Origin of the sequence: Streptomyces sp. NPDC007905, assembly GCF_042959345.1 — a bacterium.
Taxonomy (GTDB): Bacteria; Actinomycetota; Actinomycetes; order Streptomycetales; family Streptomycetaceae; genus Streptomyces.
Genome location: NZ_JBIBKS010000002.1, coordinates 297,784 through 319,272 on the forward strand (window position 1 = coordinate 297,784; position 21,489 = coordinate 319,272).

The following is a 21,489-nucleotide window of genomic DNA, read 5'->3' on the forward strand; positions in this document are numbered from 1 at the left end:
CCGCCGCTGGTGCCGGGTGGCACCCCTGGAGCCACGTCTGCCGGTCTCGTCGGCCCCGCCCGAACCGCTGCTCAAGGGCGAGGGAGCGGGGCACGGACCTGCCACGTGAGCCGGAGCTGAACCCGGCCGTCGCGGAGGGCGTCCGGCACGTCCGCGCGATGGCGGCTTCGTGCGACGACGACCCCGCTGGGGGCACCTCCCGGTCGAAGACCGGGGGAGAATACCCCGCCTGCCAGGTCCACCGGCAGGACTGGGGTGCTCCCGGTCCGCCTCGCCGAGGGCGGTACGGACCGGCTGCCGCTCGTCCTGGCCGGGATGGACGAGCAGTAGCCGAGGTGCCTCACACGCCGTAGCCGTCGGTGTAGCCGTCGCCGCGGTGATGGTGGTGGGGTTCCTCCTCGACCACGGGCGTCGACGGCACCACGACCCGCCGGCGCCGTGCGATGCCGCTGAACGTGGCGATGCCGATGAGCCCGACGGCCATCAGGATGACGCCCACGAGGTCGAGGTTGACCCCTTGCATGTGCCAGTCGGTCGCGAACGTGAGGATGGCTCCCACGGCGATGAGGATGATGCACCCGCCGAGGCCCATAAGTAGTCGCCTCCCCTTCCGGTTCCGGAATCTCCGGTGCCGTTCGGATACCCGGTGCCGCCCCGGACATGCTCGGGGCGGCCCCTGACGGGCGCTCAGTGCACGTCGGCGCAGTCCTCGCGTCCGGCGCTCACCAGGTGGGTGCCGGTCGGGCGGGCACGGGACCGCCGTGGCGGAAGTCAGCCCTCCAGGAACGCCGTCAGCGCGTTCGCCAGCAGGAACGGGTCCTGAGCGCCGCACAGTTCACGCACGCTGTGCATCGACAGGATCGCCACACCGATGTCGACGGTCCGGATGCCGTGCCGGGCAGCGGTGATCGGGCCGATGGTGGTGCCGCAGGGCATGGAGTTGTTGGAGACGAACGTCTGCAGCGGCACGCCCGCCTTCTCGCAGGCGGCGGCGAACACCGCCCGGCCCGAACCGTCCGTGGCATAGCGGTTGTTGACGTTGACCTTGAGGATCGGGCCGCCGTTGATCCGCGGGTGGTGCGTCGGGTCGTGGCGCTCGGCGTAGTTGGGGTGGACGGCGTGCCCCGTGTCGGAGGACAGGCAGACCGTGCCGGCGAAGGAGCGGGCCCGGTCCTCGTACGACCCTCCGCGCGCGAACACCGAGCGCTCCAGCACCGTGCCGAGCAGCGGGCCGTCCGCGCCGGTGTCCGACTGCGAGCCGTTCTCCTCGTGGTCGAAGGCGGCCAGCACCGGGATGCGGCCGAGCGGGGCGCCGGAGGTCGCGGCGGCGGCCAGGGCGGCCGCGCCCGCGTGCACCGACAGCAGGTTGTCCATCCGGGGCCCGGCGACCAGCTCGCGGTCCCGGCCGAGGTACGCCGGCCGCTCCACCGGGTGCGTCATCAGGTCCCAGCCGGCCACCGAGCCCGCCGCGAGGCCCGCTTCCGCCTCGAGGAAGGCGATCAGGTCGCCGTCGCGCAGGTCGTCGGCGAGACCCCACACCGGCTGCAGATGGCGCTGTTTGTCGAGCTTGAGGCCGTCCGAGGTCACCGTACGGTCCAGGTGGATGGCGAGCTGGGGCACCCGCAGCAGGGGCCGGTCCACATTGACCAGGGCCGTGGAGCCGTCGCGCAGGGTCAGCCGGCCGGCCAGGCCCAGGTCCCGGTCGAGCCAGGAGTTCAGCAGCGGGCCGCCGTAGATCTCGACGGCGACCTGCCGCCAGCCGTGCCCCCCGCTGTCGGGCTGCGGCTTGACGCGCAGGTTGGGCGAGTCGGTGTGGGCGCCGACGATGTGGAAGGGGGTGTGCGGGGCGGCGCCCTCGGGGACGTACCAGGCGACGATCGCCCCGCCGCGCAGCACGAACTTGCCGCCGCTCGACCCGTCCCAGGCGTCCGTCTCGGCGACCTGCCTGAAGCCCGCCTTCTCCAGCCGCTCGGCGGTGTTCGCCACGGCGTGGTACGGCGACGGGCTCGCCGCCAGGAAGGACATCAGGTCGTCGGTGTGGCCGCGGTCGAAGCGGGCTGCTGCGCTCATGTGGCTTACCTTAACGACGTGCGTGGGCCCGCCCCCGGTACGGGAGCGGGCCCACGGCGGCAATCAGTGGGTGCGGAACCGGTCCGCCAGGTACAGGCGGAACCCTTAGAACGCGGCCTCGTCCAGGTCCATCAGGTCGAGGTCGACGTTCTCCGAGACCTTGCGGGCCAGGGTGACGCCCGGCAGGACGTTGGCCGCGAAGAACTTCGCCGCCGCGATCTTGCCGGTGTAGAACGCCTTGTCCTTGGAGGAGGCCGTCTGCAGCTTCTCGGCGGCGATGGCGGCGCCCTTGAGCAGCAGGTAGCCGACGATCACGTCACCGGAGGCCAGCAGCAGGCGGGTGGTGTTCAGGCCCACCTTGTAGATGTTCTTCACGTCCTGCTCGGTGGCCGCGAGGTCGGTCAGCATCAGGCCGACGATCGCCTCCAGCTCCACGGCCGCCTTCGCGAGGTGCTCGCGGGCGCCTGCCAGCTCCTCGCCGCCCGTGCCCAGCGCCAGGAACTTCTTGATGTCCTCGGCGAGGGAGTTCAGCGCGGCGCCCTGGTTGCGGACGATCTTCCGGAAGAAGAAGTCCTGGCCCTGGATCGCCGTGGTGCCCTCGTACAGGGTGTCGATCTTGGCGTCCCGGATGTACTGCTCGATCGGGTACTCCTGCAGGAAGCCGGAGCCGCCGAAGGTCTGCAGCGACTGGGCGAGCTGCTCGTAGCCCTTCTCGGAGCCGTAGCCCTTGACGATCGGCAGGAGCAGGTCGTTCAGCGCGTGCTCGGCCTTCGCGTCCTCGCCGTTCGCCTCCTTGACGGCGATGGCGTCCTGGATGGAGGCGGTGTACAGCACCAGGGCCCGCATGCCCTCCGCGTACGCCTTCTGCGTGATCAGCGAGCGGCGGACGTCCGGGTGGTGCGTGATGGTGACCTTGGGCGCGGTCTTGTCCATGAAGTTCGCGAGGTCCGGCCCCTGGACGCGCTCCTTGGCGTACTCGAGGGCGTTGAGGTAGCCGGTGGACAGCGTGGAGATCGCCTTCGTGCCGACCATCATGCGGGCGAACTCGATGATCCGGAACATCTGGCGGATGCCGTCGTGCTTGTCGCCGATCAGCCAGCCCTTGGCGGGGTGCTTGTCGCCGAAGGTCATCTCGCAGGTGTTGGAGGCCTTCAGGCCCATCTTGTGCTCGACGTTGGTGGCGTAGACGCCGTTGCGCTCGCCCAGCTCGCCGGTCTCGAAGTCGAAGAGGTACTTCGGGACGAGGAAGAGGGACAGGCCCTTGGTGCCGGGGCCGGCACCCTCGGGACGCGCCAGCACGTAGTGGAGGATGTTCTCCTCCATGTCGTGCTCACCGGAGGTGATGAAGCGCTTCACGCCCTCGATGTGCCAGGAGCCGTCCTCCTGCTGGATCGCCTTGGTGCGGCCGGCGCCGACGTCCGAGCCCGCGTCGGGCTCGGTGAGCACCATGGTGGAGCCCCAGGTCCGCTCCACGGCGATCTGCGCGATCTTCTTCTGGACCTCGTTGCCCTCGTCGAAGAGGATCCCGGCGAACGCCGGGCCGGAGGAGTACATCCACACGGCCGGGTTCGAGCCGAGGATCAGCTCCGCGTACGACCAGATCAGGGACGGCGGGGCCGTCGTGCCGCCGATCTCCTCGGGCAGGCCCAGCCGCCAGTACTCGGAGTCCATGAAGGCCTTGTAGCTCTTCTTGAAGGACGCCGGGACCGGTGCGGTGTTCGTCTCGGGGTCGAAGACCGGCGGGTTGCGGTCGGCGTCCGCGAAGGACTCCGCCAGCTCGTTCTCCGCGAGCCGGGTCAGCTCCTCGAGGACGCTCTTGGCGGTCTCCGTGTCCATCTCCCCGAAGGGGCCGGTGCCGTACAGCTTGTCGCGGCCGAGCACTTCGAACAGATTGAACTCGATGTCGCGGAGATTGGACTTGTAGTGCCCCATGGTGACGGCTCCGTGTAGGACTCGGCGAGGCACTGGCTCCTCGCATCTGGTTCAGGTACCAACAAGTAGCTCCGATGATGCTACCCGTCGGTAATAAGAAGCAAGCCCGATCCGGTCATCTGTGACTGAGTACTCTTCTGGGCATGTACGGCTACGACCAGAACGCCGGTGCTCAGCAGCAGTACGCCGCACCCCAGCAGCCGATGGCCGGCGGCTACGGGCAGCAGCCGCCGCTGTATCCCGAGCCGTCCCCGCCCTCGCTCGCGGACGCGGTGCGCGCCTTCACCACCGGGCAGATGTCCGCCGAGGACTTCCAGCAGATCTTCGCCACGTCGAAGGTGTACTGTCCGCGCGGTGACACCCCGGGTTTCCTCGCCCTGCACAACACCCAGCAGCCGGTGATCCCGATGTTCACCTCGCTCAAGGAGCTGCGCCGGTACGCGGGCAAGGAGTCCAAGTACTTCGTGATCACCGGTGCCGAGGTGATCGACCTGCTGCCGACCGGCTACGGCTTCGTCCTGGACATGGAGGGCGAGCACCGGATGGTGTTCGACGCCAAGGCGGTCGAGCAGATGGTCGACTTCGCGATGCGCCGGATGTACGGCTGACCGGTGACCCAGCTCGGTGAGAGCCCGGAGGGAATCCCCTCCGGGCTCTCTCTGTTGTGGGTAGCAGAAAGTTCAATGCTCAACTAAACTGAGCGCACAAGGAGGCCCACCATGCCTGCAGTGACCGTCGAGAACCCGTTGACGCTGCCCCGCGTGACCGCTCCCGCCGACGCCGTGGCACGCCCCGTGCTCGCCGTCACGACCGCTCCGAGCGGTTTCGAGGGCGAGGGCTTCCCGGTGCGCCGGGCGTTCGCCGGGATCGACTACCGCCACCTCGACCCGTTCATCATGATGGACCAGATGGGCGAGGTGGAGTACGCGCCGGGCGAGCCCAAGGGCACCCCCTGGCACCCGCACCGCGGCTTCGAGACCGTCACGTACATCATCGACGGGATCTTCGACCACCAGGACTCGCAGGGCGGTGGCGGCACCATCACCAACGGCGACACCCAGTGGATGACCGCGGGCTCGGGCCTGCTGCACATCGAGGCCCCGCCGGAGTCCCTGGTCATGTCCGGCGGCTTGTTCCACGGGCTGCAGCTGTGGGTGAACCTGCCGGCCAAGGACAAGATGATGGCCCCGCGCTACCAGGACATCCGTGGCGGCAACGTCCAGCTGCTGACGACCACCGACGGCGGCGCCCTGCTGCGCGTCATCGCCGGCGAGCTGGACGGCCACCAGGGCCCCGGCATCACCCACACGCCGATCACGATGATCCACGCGACCCTCGCCCCGGGCGCCGAGATCACGCTGCCCTGGCGCGAGGACTTCAACGGCCTCGCGTACGTCCTCGCGGGCCGCGGCAGCGTCGGTACCGACCGCCGGCCGGTCCACCTGGGCCAGACCGCCGTGTTCGGCGCCGGCTCCTCGCTGACCGTCCGCGCGGACGACAAGCAGGACACGCACACCCCGGACCTCGAGGTCGTCCTCCTCGGGGGACAGCCGATCCGTGAACCCATGGCCCACTACGGCCCGTTCGTCATGAACACCAAGGACGAGCTGATGCAGGCCTTCGAGGACTTCCAGAAGGGCCGCCTCGGCACGATCCCCGCGGTCCACGGCATGACGCAGACCGGGCCGCAGGCCTGATCGAGCCGTCCGGATCGTCGCCCGGCCCGCCTGTGCGGGCCGGGCGGCTGTCTGCGGGGACCCGGCGCGCGGAGCCCTTCACCCGGCCGGGGGCTCGCGGCAGGACACCCGTACCCCCGCATGATCGGCTGGAAGCGTGCCGCTGCTCCCCGAGCCCGTCCGCCGCCTGGCCGCCTGGTGTGTCGTGCTGCTGCTCGTCGCCGGGGTCGGATGGGTCGGGGTGCGGCTCTGCTCGGCGTTCCGTACGGCAGTGGTCCCGGTGCTGCTCGCCCTGCTGGGGACGGCGCTGCTGGGGCCGTTGTACCGGCGGATGGTGGCGGCGGGGGTGCAGCGGTCGCTCGCGGCCGGGCTGACGTGTGTCGCCGTCGTGGCCGTCGTGGGTGGTGCCGTGTACATCGTCGTCGCCGCGCTCATCGAGACCGGCGACCAGATCATCGCCTCGCTCCGGCAGGCCGCCAAGGCCGTCTCCCAGCACTTCGGGGCCGCCGGCACCGGCCTCGACGACCTCGCCGCCAACTCCCGCAAGCTGCTCGGCGAATTCGGCGGCACCGCGGCCTCCCACGTCATCAGCGGGGTGAGCGTGGTGGGCGAGACCCTCGCCATGGCCGTGCTCGCGCTGCTGCTCGTCTTCTTCTTCCTGCGCGACTCCCACCGCGCCGTCGGGATCCTCAGGACCGTCGCGCCCGGGGGCGCCGCCGACACCGCGGAGGCCATCGCCCGGCGCGCCTTCGAGGCGGTGGAGGGGTTCATGCGCGGGACCACCCTCATCGCCCTCATCGACGCCCTGTGCATCACCGTCGGGCTGCTCGTCCTCCAGGTGCCCGGCGCGGTCGGCCTCGGCGCGCTCGTCTTCGTCGGCGCCTACATCCCCTACCTCGGTGCCTTCATCTCCGGCGCGGTGGCCGTACTGGTCGCCCTCGCCGACCGCGGCTTCGTCATCGCGCTGTGGGCGCTCGGAGTCGTGGTCGCGGTGCAGCTGCTGGAGGGGCATGTGCTGCAGCCGGCCATCCAGAGCCGGACCGTGCAGATGCACCCGGCGGTGGTGATGCTGGCCATCACCGCCGGGGCCTCCGTCGCGGGCATTCTCGGCATGCTGCTCTCGGTGCCGCTGACCGCGGCCGCCTTCGGCGTCGTCCAGGAACTGCGTACGCGTTACGGGGCACCCGAACCGTCGGACTCGTAGAGCTCGAACCAGATGCCCTTGCCCCGGCCCCGCGGGGCCACCCCCCACGCGTCCGCGCGCAGCTCGATCACCGCATCCGCGCGCCGCTCCCGGGCCCGCCCGGCCTGCCGGGCCAGGCGCATCCGGCGCCGCACCGGCACCCCGGCCGCCCCCGGCGTCCGCGACCTCCCACCGCAGCCGGCGCCCGCCCGGCTCCCCGGCCACCGCGGCGAGCAGCAGCGCGTCGGTGTCGGTGTGGACGAGGACGTTGGTGACCATCTCCGGGACCAGCAGCACCGCGGAGTCCACCTGCTCCGCCGAGCCCCGGTCGTGCAGCGTCACCGACGGACGGCAGGGGCTCGCCATTGCCCCACCCCAAGAAGATGTGATCGATTCGTGCCACCGTGGGGAGACGGCGGTGAGGGACTGGAGCGGGTGCCGGGTGAGCGGCGGTAATGGTGGGGAGCCGATCTTGGGGTGCCCGGTACCCTTGATGGGTCCGGGCCCCGTGCCCGGCTCCCGCCGGGGCGGCAGCCCCGGCACTGATCACCCCACCACGAAGGACGATGAACGACGATGCATCGGTACAGGTCCCACACCTGCGGCCAGCTCCGCGCCTCTGACGTCGGCACCGACGTCCGGCTGAGTGGCTGGCTGCACAATCGGCGCGACCTGGGCGGCATCCTCTTCATCGATCTGCGCGACCACTACGGCATCACGCAGCTGGTGGCCCGTCCCGGTACGCCCGCGTACGAGGCCCTGGACAAGATCTCCAAGGAGTCCACGGTCCGCGTCGACGGCCGGGTTGTTTCACGTGGAACCGAGAACGTGAACCCCGACCTGCCCACCGGTGAGACCGAGGTCGAGGTCGCCGAGGTCGAGCTGCTCGGCGCGGCCGCCCCGCTGCCGTTCACGATCAACACTGAGGACGGGGTCAACGAGGAGCGGCGCCTGGAGTACCGCTTCCTGGACCTGCGCCGCGAGCGCATGCACCGCAACATCATGCTGCGTACGGCGGTCATCTCGGCCATGCGCCAGAAGATGTCGGCGATGGGCTTCAACGAGATGGCGACGCCGATCCTGTCCGCCACCTCCCCCGAGGGCGCCCGCGACTACGTCGTCCCCTCCCGCGTGCACCCGGGCAAGTTCTACGCGCTGCCGCAGGCCCCGCAGCAGTTCAAGCAGCTGCTGATGATCTCCGGCTTCGACCGCTACTTCCAGATCGCGCCCTGCTTCCGCGACGAGGACGCCCGCGCGGACCGCTCGCCGGGCGAGTTCTACCAGCTCGACGTGGAGATGTCCTTCGTGGAGCAGGAGGACGTCTTCCAGCCGATCGAGAAGCTGATGACCGAACTCTTCGAGGAGTTCGGCGACGGCCGCCACGTCACCTCCCCCTTCCCGCGCATCCCGTTCCGCGAGGCGATGCTGAAGTACGGCTCCGACAAGCCGGACCTGCGCGCCAAGCTGGAGCTGGTGGACATCACCGACGTCTTCGAGGGCTCGGAGTTCAAGGCGTTCGCGGGCAAGCACGTGCGCGCGCTGCCGGTGCCCGACGTCTCCGGGCAGCCCCGCAAGTTCTTCGACCAGCTCGGTGAGTACGCCGTCGAGCAGGGCGCCAAGGGCCTGGCCTGGGTGCGCGTGGCCGAGGACGGCTCGCTCTCCGGCCCGATCGCGAAGTTCCTGACCGAGGCGAACGTCGCGGAGCTGACCAAGCGGCTCGCCCTGGCCCCCGGCCACGCCGTCTTCTTCGGCGCGGGCGAGTACGACGAGGTCTCCAAGATCATGGGCGCCGTCCGGGTGGAGGCCGCCAAGCGTGCCGGCCACTTCGAGGAGGGTGTCTTCCGCTTCTGCTGGATCGTCGACTTCCCGATGTACGAGAAGGACGAGGAGACCGGCGGGATCGACTTCTCCCACAACCCCTTCTCGATGCCGCAGGGCGGCCTGGAGGCCCTTCAGACCCAGGACCCGCTGGACATCCTCGGCTGGCAGTACGACATCGTCTGCAACGGCGTCGAACTGTCCTCCGGCGCGATCCGGAACCACGAGCCGGAGATCATGCTCAAGGCCTTCGAGATCGCGGGCTACGACCGTGAGACCGTCGAGGAGAAGTTCGCGGGCATGCTCCGCGCGTTCCGCTTCGGCGCCCCGCCGCACGGCGGCATCGCCCCTGGCGTGGACCGTATCGTCATGCTCCTCGCGGACGAGCCCAACATCCGCGAGACGATCGCCTTCCCGCTCAACGGCAACGCCCAGGACCTGATGATGGGCGCGCCCACCGAGCTGGACGAGTCCCGGCTCAGGGAGCTGCACCTGTCCATCCGGAAGCCGCAGCCGAAGTAGGCCACGAGCAACGGTGAGGGCTCGGAACCGGTGCCGGTTCCGAGCCCTTCCGCCTGCCCTTCCGCCCGAGGCTCAGGACAGGGTCTTGTAGCCGCCCCAGCCCGTCGCGATCCTCGTGCGGGCGCCGAAGGAGCCCTTGCCGTCGCCGCTGTTGCGGTAGACGTTGCCCCCGGTGTCGCGGGAGACCAGGTCGGCCTTGCCATCGTCGGTGAGGTCGCCGACGCCGACGACCGCGTTGTACGAGGCACCCCAGTCGGTGAACAGCTTCACGCGGGCCGCGAAGGTGCCGTTGCCCTTGCCGTCGTACCGGTAGAGGGCGTTGGCCTTGTCCTGGGCGAGGAGGTCGCCGATGCCGTCGCCGTTCAGGTCGCCGGCGCCGATGACCTTCTTGTAGCCCTTCCAGTCGTCGTACAGCTTCACGCGGGCCGCCAGCTTGCCGTCGCTTTGGCCCTTGTGGAGGTAGACGATGCCGGTGGAGGCGGCGCGAGTGACCAGATCCGGGCGGCCGTCGCCGGTCACGTCGCCGGGCGAGGTCAGCACGTCGTACTGGGTCCAGCCGCTGCTCGCGAGGGTGGTGTACGACGTCTTCGGGGTGACCGCCCTGCCGCAGCCCGGCTTGTACAGGCGCAGGGTCCCGCTGCTCAGCCGGACGAGGACATCGTTGCAGCGGTCACCGCTCAGGTCGCCGAACGGCACCGCCTTGACGCTGGTGGCCCAGCCGGTTCCGGTGACCTTGTCGCCGAACTTCCCCGTGCCGGTGCCGTACTGGTAGGTGAGGCCGCCGGAGGAGTTCAGCGTGAGCAGGTCGCCCCGGCCGTCCGGTCCGTCCACGCTGCCGAAGTCGTGGCGCACGGCCGACCCGCGGGTCAGGAAGCCCTCACCGGAGGCCACGGTGACCGGGGTGGTCGTGCCGAGGCCGGTCGCCTTGAGGGACCAGGTGTACAGACCGTTCGGGAACGGGGTGCCGTTCGCCGTCCTGCCGTTCCAGTTCACCGACACCTGCGAGGAGGCCGCGTCCCCGGTGAAGGCGCGGGTGGCCCTGCCCGTGGCGCCGCTCTGCACGGAGGTGAAGGTCAGCGACCACGACGTCACCGGACGGGACAGCAGCACCTGGGTCCAGTGGGCCTGCGAACCCGGCTCCACATAGCTCTCCGCCTCCGTCTCGAAGGACGTCACGGCCGACGGGGCGATACCGGTGGTGGCGAGGTGCGTCCGCTCGTACAGGTCGGTCCACGCGACCAGACCGGTGTACTCGTCCACGGTCCACTTGAAGCGGCGGTCCACGGCGAGGCCGGTGTCCTGGACGGAGGAGGCGACCACCCGGTCGGCACCGGTGGCCGCGTCGGTCAGCACCAGGGTGCCGGCGGCGTGGTCGTGGCGGACGGTGAAGCCGTCACCGAGCAGCACGTCACCGCCGGTCACCGCGCGGGACGTACCGGCCCTGGTGTCGTACACGCCGGCCGAGCCGTCGCCGCACGCCCAGTACACCCAGCGGCCCGCCGCCTGCAGCTCGCCCGGCACACAGCCGAGGCCCGGCACGGTGACCGTGGCCAGGGTCCGGTTCGCGGTGAGGCTGTACGAGGTGAGCTTGCCGGCGCCGGTGGTGGCGCTCCACAGCGTCGAGCCGTTCAGCGCGGCGGCGCGCACGGACCGCTTCAGCTTCTGCCCCTGCCCGAACTCGCCGACGTACTGCGCCGGGGAGGAGCCGCCGGAGTTGTAGACCGCGTAGCCGTCGGAGACGTCGACGATCGAGCCGCCCTCGGTGTGGAACTCCAGATAGCTGCTGGACCATTCGTCGCCGATGGCGACCAGCCGGTCCGCGTGCTCCAGGCCGCTACCGCCCTCGCCGCCGTCGTAGTACGTGCCGAGGAAGACGTCCTCGGGATCGGTGCCGCTGTTGCCCCACAGCATCGAGCACTGGGCGCCCGCGTACGGGCACACGGGGCCGACCTTGTCACCGGGCTTCGCCTCGGACGCGGACAGCTCGGAGTCGCCGTTCGTGGTGAGCGTGCGCACCGAGGTGGTGTCCTGGACGCCGCTCGGGTCGTCCTCGGCGACGCGCAGGCTGCCCCGGCTGAGCGCCAGGCCCGTCTTGGCGTTCTCCAGGGCGGGGACCTGCGCCGCCTTCTCCAGGGTCGGCGAGCTGTCGGCGGCCTGGCTCACCCGCTGGGCCCACCAGTCGGTGGCGGAGGTGCCGCCGGTGACCAGGGCGCCGTCCCCGGAGGCGTGGACCGCGTACTTGCCGGCCTGGGCGAGCAGGGTGTGCGACGAGCCGTCCGCGAGCGACACGGCGGTCAGCTCGCTGGTGCCGGTGCCGGTGTGCACGGGCAGCAGCAGCCGGTCGCCGAGGAGGACCGGATCGCCGTCCAGCAGGGAGCCGGCGGGCGGCAGGTCGATGACCTGCTCGGCACCGCCCGGATCCGTGCGCGGCTTCAGGTGCAGGTCACCGGATGCGGAGTCGTACCAGCCGGTCCGGTCGGCGCTCTGGACGGTGACCGGGCGGGCGCCCACGGCGCTGAACGCCTCGGTGGCGACGGCCGAGTCGGCGTCCAGGTAGTACAGGTCCGTGCCCACCTGGACCAGCGCGCCGTGCGCGTCGGCGTTCCTGATCGCGCCGGAGTTGACGCGCAGCCAGGACGGCGAGATCGCCCGGGTGCGCCACGAGCCGTCCACCCGGTCGATCAGCGAGCGCTCGGTGACGACGGTCTTCCCGGCGAGTCCCCGGTAGGCCGTGGCGGACGTGAAGGACGACGTCGTCCGGGTCGCCGGGTCCCAGAGCGTGACGGCCTTGTCCGAGGCGGCCGACGGCAGCGCGACCAGGTCGCCGTCCGAGCCGTACCAAGCCTGCGGGCAGGTCGTCGAACCCAGGTTCTCGCACGAGCCCTGGGGCGCGTAGGCGCCGTCCGCGGTGCTCATGACCGTGGTGGCACCGTCGGAGTAGTCCGTCCACAGCAGCCCGGAGATCCCGCTCTGCCGGTGCAGGAATCCGCTGGGGCCGGCGACGAGCGGCCGGTCGGTGCGCGGACGTGTGGAACCGGGGTCGGTCAGTGTGATCTCGGCGGTGCCTGCCGCCGGGGTGGCCGGATCGGCCGAGGCGCCGCTCTCCTGAAGGACGGCGACGGAGGCGGCCGCCACGGCGACCGCGAACGAGGAGACGGCCGCGGCCAGGCCGCGCCGTCTCGGGGCGTGTCTGCCCACGTGCTGTTCCCTCCCCGCGAGGGCACCCGCCCTCGCCAAGTGAGCGGACTTTACCAGCCCTTTTACCGCCCTTGTGGAGCGGGTGACCCTCACTCCTCGGCGTCGGGATCGGGCTCCTCGTCCGGGGAGGCGCCCTCCTCCAGCAGCCGTTCGGCGATGTCGTCGGACCAGTGCTGGGCCCAGGCGCGCAGGGCGGTGATCTGCGGTTCCGCCAGGCCGTAGCGCAGGAACTCCAGGTCGGAGTAGAAGTCCGTGCCGGTCAGCCGGGACTGGAGGGTGGGCAGGTCGAAGGGGTCGTGGGCGTGCCGGCGGCCCAGTTCCTCCAGGTCCGGCAGGGAGAAGCGGGTCGCCGCGGTCTGCGCGTCGATGAGGTCGACGGCCGCGCCACGGTCGTACAGGGCCCGGATCTTCGTGCCGACGGCGTCCTCGAGGGACAGGGTGGGGCCGTACGTGGTCAGCTCGGGAGGCTGCCAGAACGCCTCCTTGTGCAGTACCAGCGCGACCGGCTCCCCACTCGGCGGGTCCGTGACCGTCAGCTCGGCCGTGAGCGCGGTACCGGTCCCGGCCCGCACCGGCCGCCCCCGCGCCTCCAGGGCGGCACCGACGGCACCGGCGATCCGGTCCATGGCCTCGGCGCTCTCGGTGGCGAAGTCGACGTTCGCGTGGGGGCGTTCGAGCAGACCATGGGCCTGGAGGGCGTAGCCGCCGGCGAGGACGAGGACGTACGGGCCGCCGGCGGTGACGACGTCCGCGAGGAGCCGTCGGTGGGGTTCGGGGAGGTTCACGGCATCCGTACTCTGCCAGAACACGGGCGGGGCACCTGCGCACCCCGCTCGGGCATTCACTCAGGCCGAGGGTGATTCCCGGATCTCGGGACTCCGTGCCGCACTTCGAGCACCTGACGCGCGCCGGCCTGTCCGCCAACCTCTGCGAGTCAATGGTGAGGATCGCGGGTGAGGAGCGCCGCGACTTCTCGCTGGCGTTCGCCTGGTCGTCGGAGATGCCGATGGAGCAGCCCTCACCGCCGATCGCCATCTCCCACCGGCACGTCGAGGCGCTGGAGGCGGTGGCGAAGGACCTGCGGGAGCGGCTGGGCCGGGAAGAGGGGGGTGGTGTTGACCGGGGTGGTGACGAACCTGCACCGGGATGTGGACCCTCGCGAGGCGACGATCTACGGCTCCTTCGTCCACGAGGTCACGCCGCGTCAGCGGCGTGTGCGGGTGGAGCTGCGGCCCGAGGACGTCGGCAAGGCCGCCGATGCCTGGCGACGTGGGCTGGAGGTGGCGGTGACGGGAGATCTGGAGCCGCGTGGCACGGGCGTGCGGATGCGACGGGTGACGATGTTCGTGGTGCGGCCGGAGTAGGCGGTCGAGGTCTTCCAGGGACAGCGCTCTCAGTTTCCAGCTCGGCCGCGTACTGCCTTCATGGTCTGCATCTCGTTCAGCTGATCCGGGACGACGACGGCGAGAGCCGCGCGGTACTCGTGTGTCGCGGCGAGGAAGACCGCCCTGTGTTCGGCCTCGATCTCCGCGTCGTCGCGTTCCTCTGTGCCCAGCTCGATGAGAAGACGTGCGACCCTCTCGACAGCCGCCGGGTCCTCTCTCAGGAGCGCGCGCCTGCGCTCCCGCCAGCTCTCGCCGTTCACCGTCCTACCTCCGGAGGCCCGGGTACCGGGTCGGCCTCTCTGTCATATTTTGAGGCTATTCATCCGTGAAGACGTCTTCGGCCGTCGGGGCTGTGACGGCACGCCGGTGCCAGTGGCGCAGGATCTCGGGGTCGCCGCAGCCGGTGATGCGTTCCCGGACCGCTTCGGGGATATCGATGCCGCGCACTTCCAGGATGTCCAGGACGTCCTCGGCGGCGCGTCGTACCGCGCCCTCGGCTCGGCCTTCGTCCCGGATCTCTTCCGAGATGTACGACTTGTAGAAGGAGAGGTCCACGGCCACCAGTTTCCTCCAGATGTGCTTGGCCGGGCGCTTGGCCAGGCCCTGTGCGGTGAATTCGATGATCGGGTCGGCGATGTCCTCGGGAACACCCCGCAGAGCGGTGGACAGGGCTTTCAGTATGGCACCGATGTCCCGATCATCCGCGTGTGTGATGGCGGCGAGGGCGGCCAGCGCGAGGTCGTCGCGGGCCTCGGCCGGGTCGGTGATCACGGGCATGTTGTGCGGACCCGCCACGAGTGGCTTGAGGACGAGTGTGGGCAACTGGGGCGGCCCGCTGGCGACCGGTCGCTCAGCCCACTCGGCGGTGGAACGGTCCTGGACCACGACCATGAGAGCCGTGGGCAATCGGTATTTGGTCCACAGGTATGCGGTGTAGTACGCCCAGCTCGCGGGTTTGGCCGGGTCCTTCTTGCCCTGGGCCTCGATGGCGAGGAGGAAGGCGCCGTGTGCCGCGCTGTCGAGGCGCAGAAGGGTGTCCACCCGGCGTTCCACGGGGCTGCTTTCGGTGAGGTCCGTGGGAAGGATCGTGATGCTGTCAGGGGTGGGCAGGTCGAATCCGAGGGCCTTCGAGACACGGCTGAAGAGCCGGGTGTCGTGCTGGAAGATGCGGTGCATCGCCTCGTGGGGTGAGCTGACCATTCGGTTCCTCGGTCTCAGCGGTGTGTGCGGGACTGGCAGTCACCGCAGGTGCGCGGGTCGGGGCCTCGGTAGCCGCGGTCGCAGGTGTCGCAGTTGCGGAGGGGGTGCCGGACTGGCGCAGGCGGTTCGGGGGCACGGAACGGCGGCAGGGGTGGGAGCTGCGCGGTGAGGCGGTGGGCCAGGAGGGCGGCCGGGCGGCGCAGGGGCTCCGGTGGCAGGTCGCTGGTCAGGGCGTGGCGTACGGCCGTGGGGGTGAGGTCCCGTTCAAGCCAGGCGGCGACGCCGGGGGCGAGGTGTTCGGCGTCCGTGGCGGAGAGGAGCAGGCGGGGGTCCGCGCGGCGCAGGCCGGCGAGGACTTCGGTGGCCGTCTGGAGGAGGGCGGGGGAGGTGTACGCGGGCTTCGGTACGGCGGGGAGGGCGCGGGGGCGTGCGGGTTTCTGCTGCGGGGCGGTGGACGCGCGGTGGGCCGGGTGTTTGGGCGGGGCCGCTTCGGGTGTCTCGTGGCCGCGGGCGCGCTGCCGGCCCGGCTGGTTGCAGGAGACGGTGCGGGTGACGATCCGGCCGCTCGCGGTGCGTTCGCGGGTGCGGCGCAGGTAGCCGTGGGTCTCCAGCTCGCGCAGGGCGGCGGCGATCCGGGTCGTGCCCTCGGGGAAGCGGGCGGCGAGGGTCTTGATGTCGACGGGGGCGCCCGTGGGGACCGACTGGATGTACACCGCCAGCCCGATGGCCAGTCCCGACAGCTCGGGGTGCTGGGCGAGGTGGTTGCCGATCACCGTGAAGCGGGTGGTGTGGCGGGTGTTGTCGTGGATGACACCGCCGGGGTGCGCGTCCGCGTGCGTGCGCTGAGTGCGCCGGTGCGGGTGGTTTTTGCCGCCGTTACGGGACTGGGCGCGCGGGGGCGCGCTAGTGTTTTTGGTGTCCATCGGGAAGGTGTTGGCTTCCTTGGTGGTCAGGCCCTCGCACTGGGATGCCAGTCCCGGCGAGGGCCGTTGCATGTCTGGGGGTTGTTTCGTGCCGAGCCGTCCTGCTTGCCGCTCGGTGTTGCGCTGAGCGTAGGGCAGACAACCGGTGCCGAATCCAGCTCAGTTGGTGATGTTCACTCGCGGGAGTGAGCGTGCGCCGTGGGCGGGAGGGGTGGGGCTTGGTGCGGTTTCTTTCCCTCTCGTGGTCCTTGGGGAAGACCGCCGACGGCACCGGAGCACACGCGGTCGTGCTCCGGTGCGTGTGCCGTCTTCGCAGGTCAGGCGCGGGGTAGGTCGAGCTCCGCCCATACGGTCTTGCGGGGGACCGGTCCGAGCTTCACGCCCCAGCGGTCGGCGAGGGCCTCGATGAGGAGCAGGCCGCGTCCGGACTCGGCGTCGGGGGTAGGCGGACGGCGGCGCGGTAGGTCGTCACCGGGTGTCCGTGACCTCGATGCGCAGGGTTTCGCGGCGGGCCAGGGGGCAAGGCGGACGTCGCGTCCGGGGAGCCGGCCGTGGGTGGCGGCGTTGTGGGCCCGCAGCCCCTTCGCCTCACGCCGCAGCCTCAACTGCCGCCCCAGAGCCGAAGCAGCTCAGGATCCTTGAACTGCGCTATGGCATGGTCCGGGCGCGCTCGCACGCCCCGAGAGTCCCGGGCCCTCATCGAGCAGATGCTTGGAGGGACATGGAACGCTGACCCCACAACGACACGCACTTTGGCAGCCGGGACACGCGTCGTTTCCGGGCCTCTGTGCGCAAGGCGTACGCCCTACGCGGTCGGTTTCTCCTCCAGGCGTGGGAAGAGGACCGCGCCCTTGGTGACCGTGGAGCCCGCCGGGAGCTTGCCCCACTCGCCCGCCTCCTGGACCCGCTGGTCTGCGAGGGCGCCCAGGGTCGCCTGGGCGCCGAGGGAGTCCCAGAGCTTCCGGGAGGTGTCGGGCATGACCGGGTTGAGGAGGACGGCCACCGCGCGGAGCGCATCCGCCGCCGTGTAGAGGATCGTGGCCAGGCGGGCCTTGCCCTCCTCGGACCCGTCCTTGGCCACTTTCCACGGCTCCTGCTCCGTGATGTAGCCGTTGACCTGCCTGACGAAGTCGAAGACGGCCAGGATGCCGCCCTGGAAGTCCAGCTCGTCGCCGATCCGGCGGTCCGCCTCCGCCACCGCCTTGGCGAGGCCCTCGTGCACGGCCCTCTCCGCCTCGCCGTCGGCCGTGGCCCGGGGCAGCGCGCCGCCGAAGTACTTGACGACCATCGCGGCCACACGGGAGGCGAGGTTGCCGTAGTCGTTCGCCAGCTCGCTGGTGTACCGGGCGGAGAAGTCCTCCCAGGAGAAGGAGCCGTCCTGCCCGAAGGCGATGGCGCGCAGGAAGTACCAGCGGTAAGCATCCACGCCGAAGTGCGTGGTCAGGTCCTGCGGCTTGATGCCGGTCAGATTCGACTTCGACATCTTCTCGCCGCCGACCATCAGCCAGCCGTTCGCGGCGATCCTGCCGGGCAGGGGCAGGCCCTGGGCCATCAGCATCGCCGGCCAGATCACCGCGTGGAAGCGGAGGATGTCCTTGCCGACCAGGTGGACGTCGGCCGGGAAGGTGGCCTCGAACTTCTCCTGGTTCTCGTTGTAGCCGACCGCCGTGGCGTAGTTCAGCAGCGCGTCGACCCACACGTAGATCACGTGCTTGGCGTCCCAGGGGATCGGGATGCCCCAGTCGAACGTCGAGCGGGAGATGGAGAGGTCCTGCAGGCCCCGGCGGACGAAGTTCACCACCTCGTTGCGCGCCGACTCGGGCTGGATGAAGCCGGGGTTCGCCTCGTAGTGGGCGAGGAGCCTCGCGCCGTACTGGCTCAGCTGGAAGAAGTAGTTCTCCTCGCTGAGGATCTCCACGGGTTTCCTGTGGATCGGGCACAGCTTCTGGCCTGCGAATTCGCCTTCACCGTCGAGAAGCTCGCCCGGGAGCTTGTACTCCTCGCAGCCGACGCAGTACGGGCCCTGGTAGCCGCCCTTGTAGATCTCGCCCTTGTCGTACAAATCCTGTACGAACTCCTGGACGCGGTCGGTGTGGCGCTTCTGCGTCGTGCGGATGAAGTCGTCGTCCGCGATCTCCAGGTGCTCCCAGAGAGGCCTCCACGACTCGGTGACGAGCTTGTCGGCCCACTCCTGGGGGCTGACCCCGTTCGCTTCGGCCGTGCGCATGATCTTCTGACCGTGCTCGTCCGTGCCGGTGAGGTACCACACCTTCTCGCCCCGCTGACGGTGCCAGCGGGTGAGCACGTCGCCCGCAACGGTCGTGTAGGCGTGGCCCAGGTGAGGAGCGTCGTTGACGTAGTAGATGGGGGTCGTCACATAGAACGACTTCGCGTCTTTGGACCTGGGTCCCCTGGTCTGCATGCTCAGCAAGCGTAGATGCGGGGCGTCCGGCACGGGCAGCGTTCCCGTCACCGCACCGGACGCCGGCATGGCTACTGCGGCTCGCCGCCGAACCGCTCCTTGTAGGCCTCCAGGTCCTCTTCCGTCAGCTTGGCGAACAGGACCGGCGGGACGGTGAAGGGGGTGCCGGCCGGGACGGAGGAGAGGGACTTCGCCTCGTCCTGGGTGACCCAGGCCGCGGTGTCGTCCGCCAGGGAGAACGCCTCCCGCATGGTCTTCGCCGTCGCCGGGATGAACGGCTCGGAGACCACGGCGTAGAGGTGGATCAGGTTCATCGCGGTGCGGAGGGTGAGGGCCGCGCCGTCCTTGTCGGTCTTGATCTCCAGCCAGGGGGCCTTCTCCTCCAGGTAGGAGTTGCCGGCCGACCACAGGGCGCGCAGGGCGGCGGCCGCCTTGCGGAACTGGAGGGTCTCCATGTGCGACTCGTACTCGGCGAGGAGCGATGCGATCTCCTCGCCGAGGCGGGCCTCCGCCTCGCCCGGCTCGCCGCCGACGGGCACGTCGTCGCCGAAGCGCTTGTGGGAGAAGGACAGGACGCGGTTGACGAAGTTGCCGAGGGTGTCGGCGAGGTCCTTGTTGACCGTGGCGGTGAAGTGCTCCCACGTGAAGGACGAGTCGTCGGACTCCGGGGCGTTGGCGATCAGGAAGTAGCGCCAGTAGTCGGCCGGGAGGATCTCCAGGGCCTGGTCGGTGAAGACGCCCCGCTTCTGCGAGGTGGAGAACTTGCCGCCGTAGTACGTCAGCCAGTTGAAGGCCTTGACGTAGTCGACCTTCTTCCACGGTTCGCGCACGCCCAGCTCGGTGGCCGGGAACATCACCGTGTGGAAGGGGACGTTGTCCTTGGCCATGAACTCGGTGTAGCGGACCTCGGTGTCCACGTCGTACCACCACGACTTCCAGTCCCGGTTCTCCGGGTCCTGGTCCGACCACTCCTTCGTCGCACCGATGTACTCGATCGGGGCGTCGAACCAGACGTAGAAGACCTTGCCCTCGGCCGCGAGCTCCGGCCAGGTGTCCGCCGGGACCGGGACGCCCCAGTCCAGGTCACGGGTGATCGCGCGGTCGTGCAGGCCCTCGTTCAGCCACTTGCGGGCGATGGAGGAGGCGAGCTGCGGCCAGTCCTCCTCGTGCCGGGAGACCCACTCCTCGACCTCGTGCTGCAGCCTGGACTGCAGGAGGAAGAGGTGCTTCGTCTCGCGGACCTCCAGGTCCGTGGAGCCCGAGATCGCCGAGCGGGGGTTGATCAGGTCCGTGGGGTCGAGGACGCGGGTGCAGTTCTCGCACTGGTCGCCGCGGGCCTTGTCGTAGCCGCAGTGGGGGCAGGTGCCCTCGACATAGCGGTCCGGGAGGAAACGGCCGTCGGCGGGTGAGTACACCTGGCGGATCGCGCGCTCTTCGATGAAGCCGTTCTCGTTCAGCCTGCGGGCGAAGTGCTGGGTGATGTCGACGTTCTCCGGGCTCGAGCTGCGACCGAAGTAGTCGAACGCAAGTGCGAAGCCGTCGTAGACCGCCTTCTGCGCGTCGTGCGCCTGGGCGCAGAACTCGTCGACCGGGAGGCCCTGCTCCTTGGCGGCCAGCTCGGCGGGGGTGCCGTGCTCGTCGGTCGCGCAGATGTACAGGACGTCGTGGCCGCGCTGGCGGAGGTACCGGGAGTACACGTCCGCCGGGAGCATGGACCCCACCATGTTGCCCAGGTGCTTGATCCCGTTGATGTACGGAAGGGCGCTGGTGATGAGGTGTCGAGCCATCGGGGGCTGCTCCCAGGTCGCTACGTGTATGAACCTTGAAATCGTAGCCGACGTGTGTATGCCGCCCGCTTCCCGTTTTACGGGGTGAGAAGCGGGCGGCATGGGGGCTGCGGAGGGTTACGTGGGGTTACGGGCGCCAGTTCTCCAGTACGCCCTCGTACAGCTCCGTGTCCGTGAGCTCGCGCGGGGTCGGGCCCGCGTGGAAGAAGGACGTGTTGTCGGTCTTCAGTTTGCGGAGGTAGTCGAAGGCCTTGTTGTCCTGATCGCCGAAGGCGACGAAGGAGAAGAACACGGAGGGGTGGTTCTTGGCCGCTTCGGTGAGGGACTGCGTGGCGGGGGTCTTCGCGTCCGGGGCGCCGTCCGTCTGGAAGATCACCAGGGCGGGGGTGGTGGGGTCCGCGTTCTTCTCGTAGTGGGCGAGTACGGCTTCCACGGCGGCGTGGTAGCTGGTACGGCCCATGCGGCCGAGGGAGGCGTGGACGTCGTCGATCTTGGTCTCGTGGTCCGCGGTGAGGGTGAGGTCGGTGGTGCCGTCGACCTCCGTGGAGAAGAAGACGACGTGGACCGCGGCCTCGGGGTCGAGGTGGGCCGCGAGGGCGAGGGTCTGGTCGGCGAGGGCCTGGGCGGAGCCGTCCTTGTAGTACGGGCGCATGCTGGCGGAGCGGTCGAGGACGAGGTAGAGCTTCGCTCGGGTGCCGGTGAGGTTCGTCTTCTTGAGGGTGGTGGTGGCTGCCTTGTAGGCGGTGGTGAGGGAGGGGGTGCGGGACTTCACCTGGGTGAGGGGGGTTGCGGGGTCGGCGGGCTGTGCGGGCGGCTCCGCCGTGGGTTCGGGGGCCGTCTTCGGCTCCGCGGTGGGCTTGGCGGTCGTCTTCGGCTCCGCGGTGGGCTTGGCCGTCGTCTTGGTGCCGGCCTTCCCCTTCACCTTCGGCTCCGCCGTGGGCTTGGGGGCCTTCTTGGTTTCGGTCTTCGCCGTCGGCTCGGCCTCTGCCGTCAGTTCGGCCTGTGCTGCCGGTTCGGGTTCCGGCCGCGCCTCGGCTTCGCCTTCGGCGGTTTTGTTCCCACCCGCACCACCCGTGCGGCTTTCGTTGTCGGCTGCGAGTGGCCCCTGTGGGGTGTCCTCGCCGTCGGCGGCTTGCGGCTCGTGCGCCTCGGCTGCCGCCGGCTCCGGCTCGCTGACCGGCTCGGGTTCCGGCCGCGCCTCCGCCACCGGTTCGGGCTGAGGCTCCGCCCTCGCCTCCGGCTCGGCCTTCGCCTCTGCCTCCGGCTTGGGCTCTGCTTCCGGCTCGGCCTTCGCCTCTGCCTCCGGCTTGGGCTCTGCTTCCGGCTCGGCCTTCGCCTCTGCCTCCGGCTTGGGCTCTGCTTCCGGCTCGGCG

The 21,489-nt window shown here is 70.2% G+C and carries 16 protein-coding genes and 3 pseudogenes; 7 read left to right on the forward strand and 12 right to left on the reverse strand.

Annotated features, from left to right (window positions below; translation table 11 throughout):
- Positions 1-34: 34 nt before the first annotated feature.
- A pseudogene (locus ACFZDC_RS05075) lies at positions 35-330 on the forward strand (alkyl hydroperoxide reductase); the annotation flags it as partial.
- A gap of 10 nt (positions 331-340) precedes the next feature.
- On the opposite strand, the gene ACFZDC_RS05080 reads toward ACFZDC_RS05075, so the two are convergent.
- The 3 genes from ACFZDC_RS05080 to ACFZDC_RS05090 all read right to left on the reverse strand — a co-directional run bounded on the left by ACFZDC_RS05080 (position 341) and on the right by ACFZDC_RS05090 (position 4,002).
- Complete coding sequence (locus ACFZDC_RS05080) at positions 341-592, reverse strand: DUF6458 family protein (RefSeq protein ID WP_391320216.1); 252 nt, start codon at positions 590-592, stop codon at positions 341-343.
- Between the two features lie 179 nt (positions 593-771).
- Positions 772-2,070, reverse strand: a complete 1,299-nt coding sequence (locus ACFZDC_RS05085) for a M18 family aminopeptidase (RefSeq protein ID WP_391320218.1) — start codon at positions 2,068-2,070, stop codon at positions 772-774.
- 105 nt (positions 2,071-2,175) lie between these two features.
- Positions 2,176-4,002: an acyl-CoA dehydrogenase C-terminal domain-containing protein gene (locus ACFZDC_RS05090; RefSeq protein WP_391320220.1), complete on the reverse strand. Its 1,827-nt coding sequence runs from the start codon at positions 4,000-4,002 to the stop codon at positions 2,176-2,178.
- Positions 4,003-4,145: 143 nt separating this feature from the next.
- On the opposite strand from ACFZDC_RS05090, the gene ACFZDC_RS05095 reads away from it, so the two are divergent.
- The 3 genes from ACFZDC_RS05095 to ACFZDC_RS05105 all read left to right on the forward strand — a co-directional run bounded on the left by ACFZDC_RS05095 (position 4,146) and on the right by ACFZDC_RS05105 (position 6,882).
- Positions 4,146-4,610: an SseB family protein gene (locus tag ACFZDC_RS05095; RefSeq protein WP_391320222.1), complete on the forward strand. Its 465-nt coding sequence runs from the start codon at positions 4,146-4,148 to the stop codon at positions 4,608-4,610.
- Positions 4,611-4,721: 111 nt separating this feature from the next.
- A complete protein-coding gene (locus tag ACFZDC_RS05100) occupies positions 4,722-5,699 on the forward strand; it encodes a pirin family protein (RefSeq protein WP_391320223.1) in 978 nt (325 codons plus the stop codon).
- A 136-nt stretch (positions 5,700-5,835) separates the two neighbouring features.
- Positions 5,836-6,882: an AI-2E family transporter gene (locus ACFZDC_RS05105; protein ID WP_391320225.1), complete on the forward strand. Its 1,047-nt coding sequence runs from the start codon at positions 5,836-5,838 to the stop codon at positions 6,880-6,882.
- Here ACFZDC_RS05105 and ACFZDC_RS05110 read toward each other — a convergent pair.
- Positions 6,852-7,197, reverse strand: a pseudogene (locus ACFZDC_RS05110) (phosphatase); the annotation flags it as partial. The gene ACFZDC_RS05105 and the pseudogene ACFZDC_RS05110 sit on opposite strands and share 31 nt — an antisense overlap.
- A gap of 240 nt (positions 7,198-7,437) precedes the next feature.
- On the opposite strand from ACFZDC_RS05110, the gene aspS reads away from it, so the two are divergent.
- The gene (gene aspS / locus ACFZDC_RS05115; protein ID WP_391320227.1) at positions 7,438-9,201 is read left to right on the forward strand and encodes an aspartate--tRNA ligase; all 1,764 of its coding nucleotides are present in this window, start codon (positions 7,438-7,440) and stop codon (positions 9,199-9,201) included.
- A 72-nt stretch (positions 9,202-9,273) separates the two neighbouring features.
- Here the strand turns inward: aspS and ACFZDC_RS05120 are convergent, their stop codons facing one another.
- Both ACFZDC_RS05120 and ACFZDC_RS05125 read right to left on the reverse strand, forming a co-directional pair.
- A complete protein-coding gene (locus tag ACFZDC_RS05120; RefSeq protein WP_391320229.1) occupies positions 9,274-12,399 on the reverse strand; it encodes an FG-GAP-like repeat-containing protein in 3,126 nt (1,041 codons plus the stop codon).
- 89 nt (positions 12,400-12,488) lie between these two features.
- On the reverse strand, positions 12,489-13,184 hold the full coding sequence (locus ACFZDC_RS05125) for a nucleotidyl transferase AbiEii/AbiGii toxin family protein (RefSeq protein ID WP_391320704.1): 696 nt from the start codon (positions 13,182-13,184) through the stop codon (positions 12,489-12,491).
- Positions 13,185-13,508: 324 nt separating this feature from the next.
- Between ACFZDC_RS05125 and ACFZDC_RS05130 the strand changes: the two genes are divergently transcribed.
- Entirely contained in the window at positions 13,509-13,763 is a 255-nt protein-coding gene (locus ACFZDC_RS05130; RefSeq protein ID WP_391320230.1) for a hypothetical protein, read from the forward strand.
- A 29-nt stretch (positions 13,764-13,792) separates the two neighbouring features.
- Here ACFZDC_RS05130 and ACFZDC_RS05135 read toward each other — a convergent pair whose 3' ends face one another.
- From ACFZDC_RS05135 to ACFZDC_RS05145, 3 genes are read right to left on the reverse strand one after another with little or no spacing between them, the layout of a single operon-like run.
- Positions 13,793-14,044 carry a hypothetical protein gene (locus tag ACFZDC_RS05135; RefSeq protein ID WP_391320232.1) on the reverse strand — a complete coding sequence of 84 codons (252 nt, stop codon included), beginning with the start codon at positions 14,042-14,044 and terminating at the stop codon, positions 13,793-13,795.
- A 55-nt stretch (positions 14,045-14,099) separates the two neighbouring features.
- Positions 14,100-14,984 carry a hypothetical protein gene (locus tag ACFZDC_RS05140; protein ID WP_391320234.1) on the reverse strand — a complete coding sequence of 295 codons (885 nt, stop codon included), beginning with the start codon at positions 14,982-14,984 and terminating at the stop codon, positions 14,100-14,102.
- Positions 14,985-14,998: 14 nt separating this feature from the next.
- A complete protein-coding gene (locus ACFZDC_RS05145; protein ID WP_391320706.1) occupies positions 14,999-15,907 on the reverse strand; it encodes a helix-turn-helix domain-containing protein in 909 nt (302 codons plus the stop codon).
- Positions 15,908-16,523: 616 nt separating this feature from the next.
- Here ACFZDC_RS05145 and ACFZDC_RS05150 point away from each other — a divergent pair.
- Positions 16,524-16,629: pseudogene (locus ACFZDC_RS05150) on the forward strand (transcriptional regulator); the annotation flags it as partial.
- Positions 16,630-16,712: 83 nt separating this feature from the next.
- On the opposite strand, the gene metG (ACFZDC_RS05155) reads toward ACFZDC_RS05150, so the two are convergent.
- From metG (ACFZDC_RS05155) to ACFZDC_RS05165, 3 genes are all read right to left on the reverse strand, one after another.
- Positions 16,713-18,329, reverse strand: a complete 1,617-nt coding sequence (gene metG / locus ACFZDC_RS05155) for a methionine--tRNA ligase (protein ID WP_391320236.1) — start codon at positions 18,327-18,329, stop codon at positions 16,713-16,715.
- Between the two features lie 71 nt (positions 18,330-18,400).
- Entirely contained in the window at positions 18,401-20,116 is a 1,716-nt protein-coding gene (gene metG / locus ACFZDC_RS05160) for a methionine--tRNA ligase (protein ID WP_391320238.1), read from the reverse strand.
- A 127-nt stretch (positions 20,117-20,243) separates the two neighbouring features.
- The coding region (locus tag ACFZDC_RS05165; RefSeq protein WP_391320240.1) for a VWA domain-containing protein at positions 20,244-21,489 on the reverse strand (1,246 nt) is incomplete at its 5' end.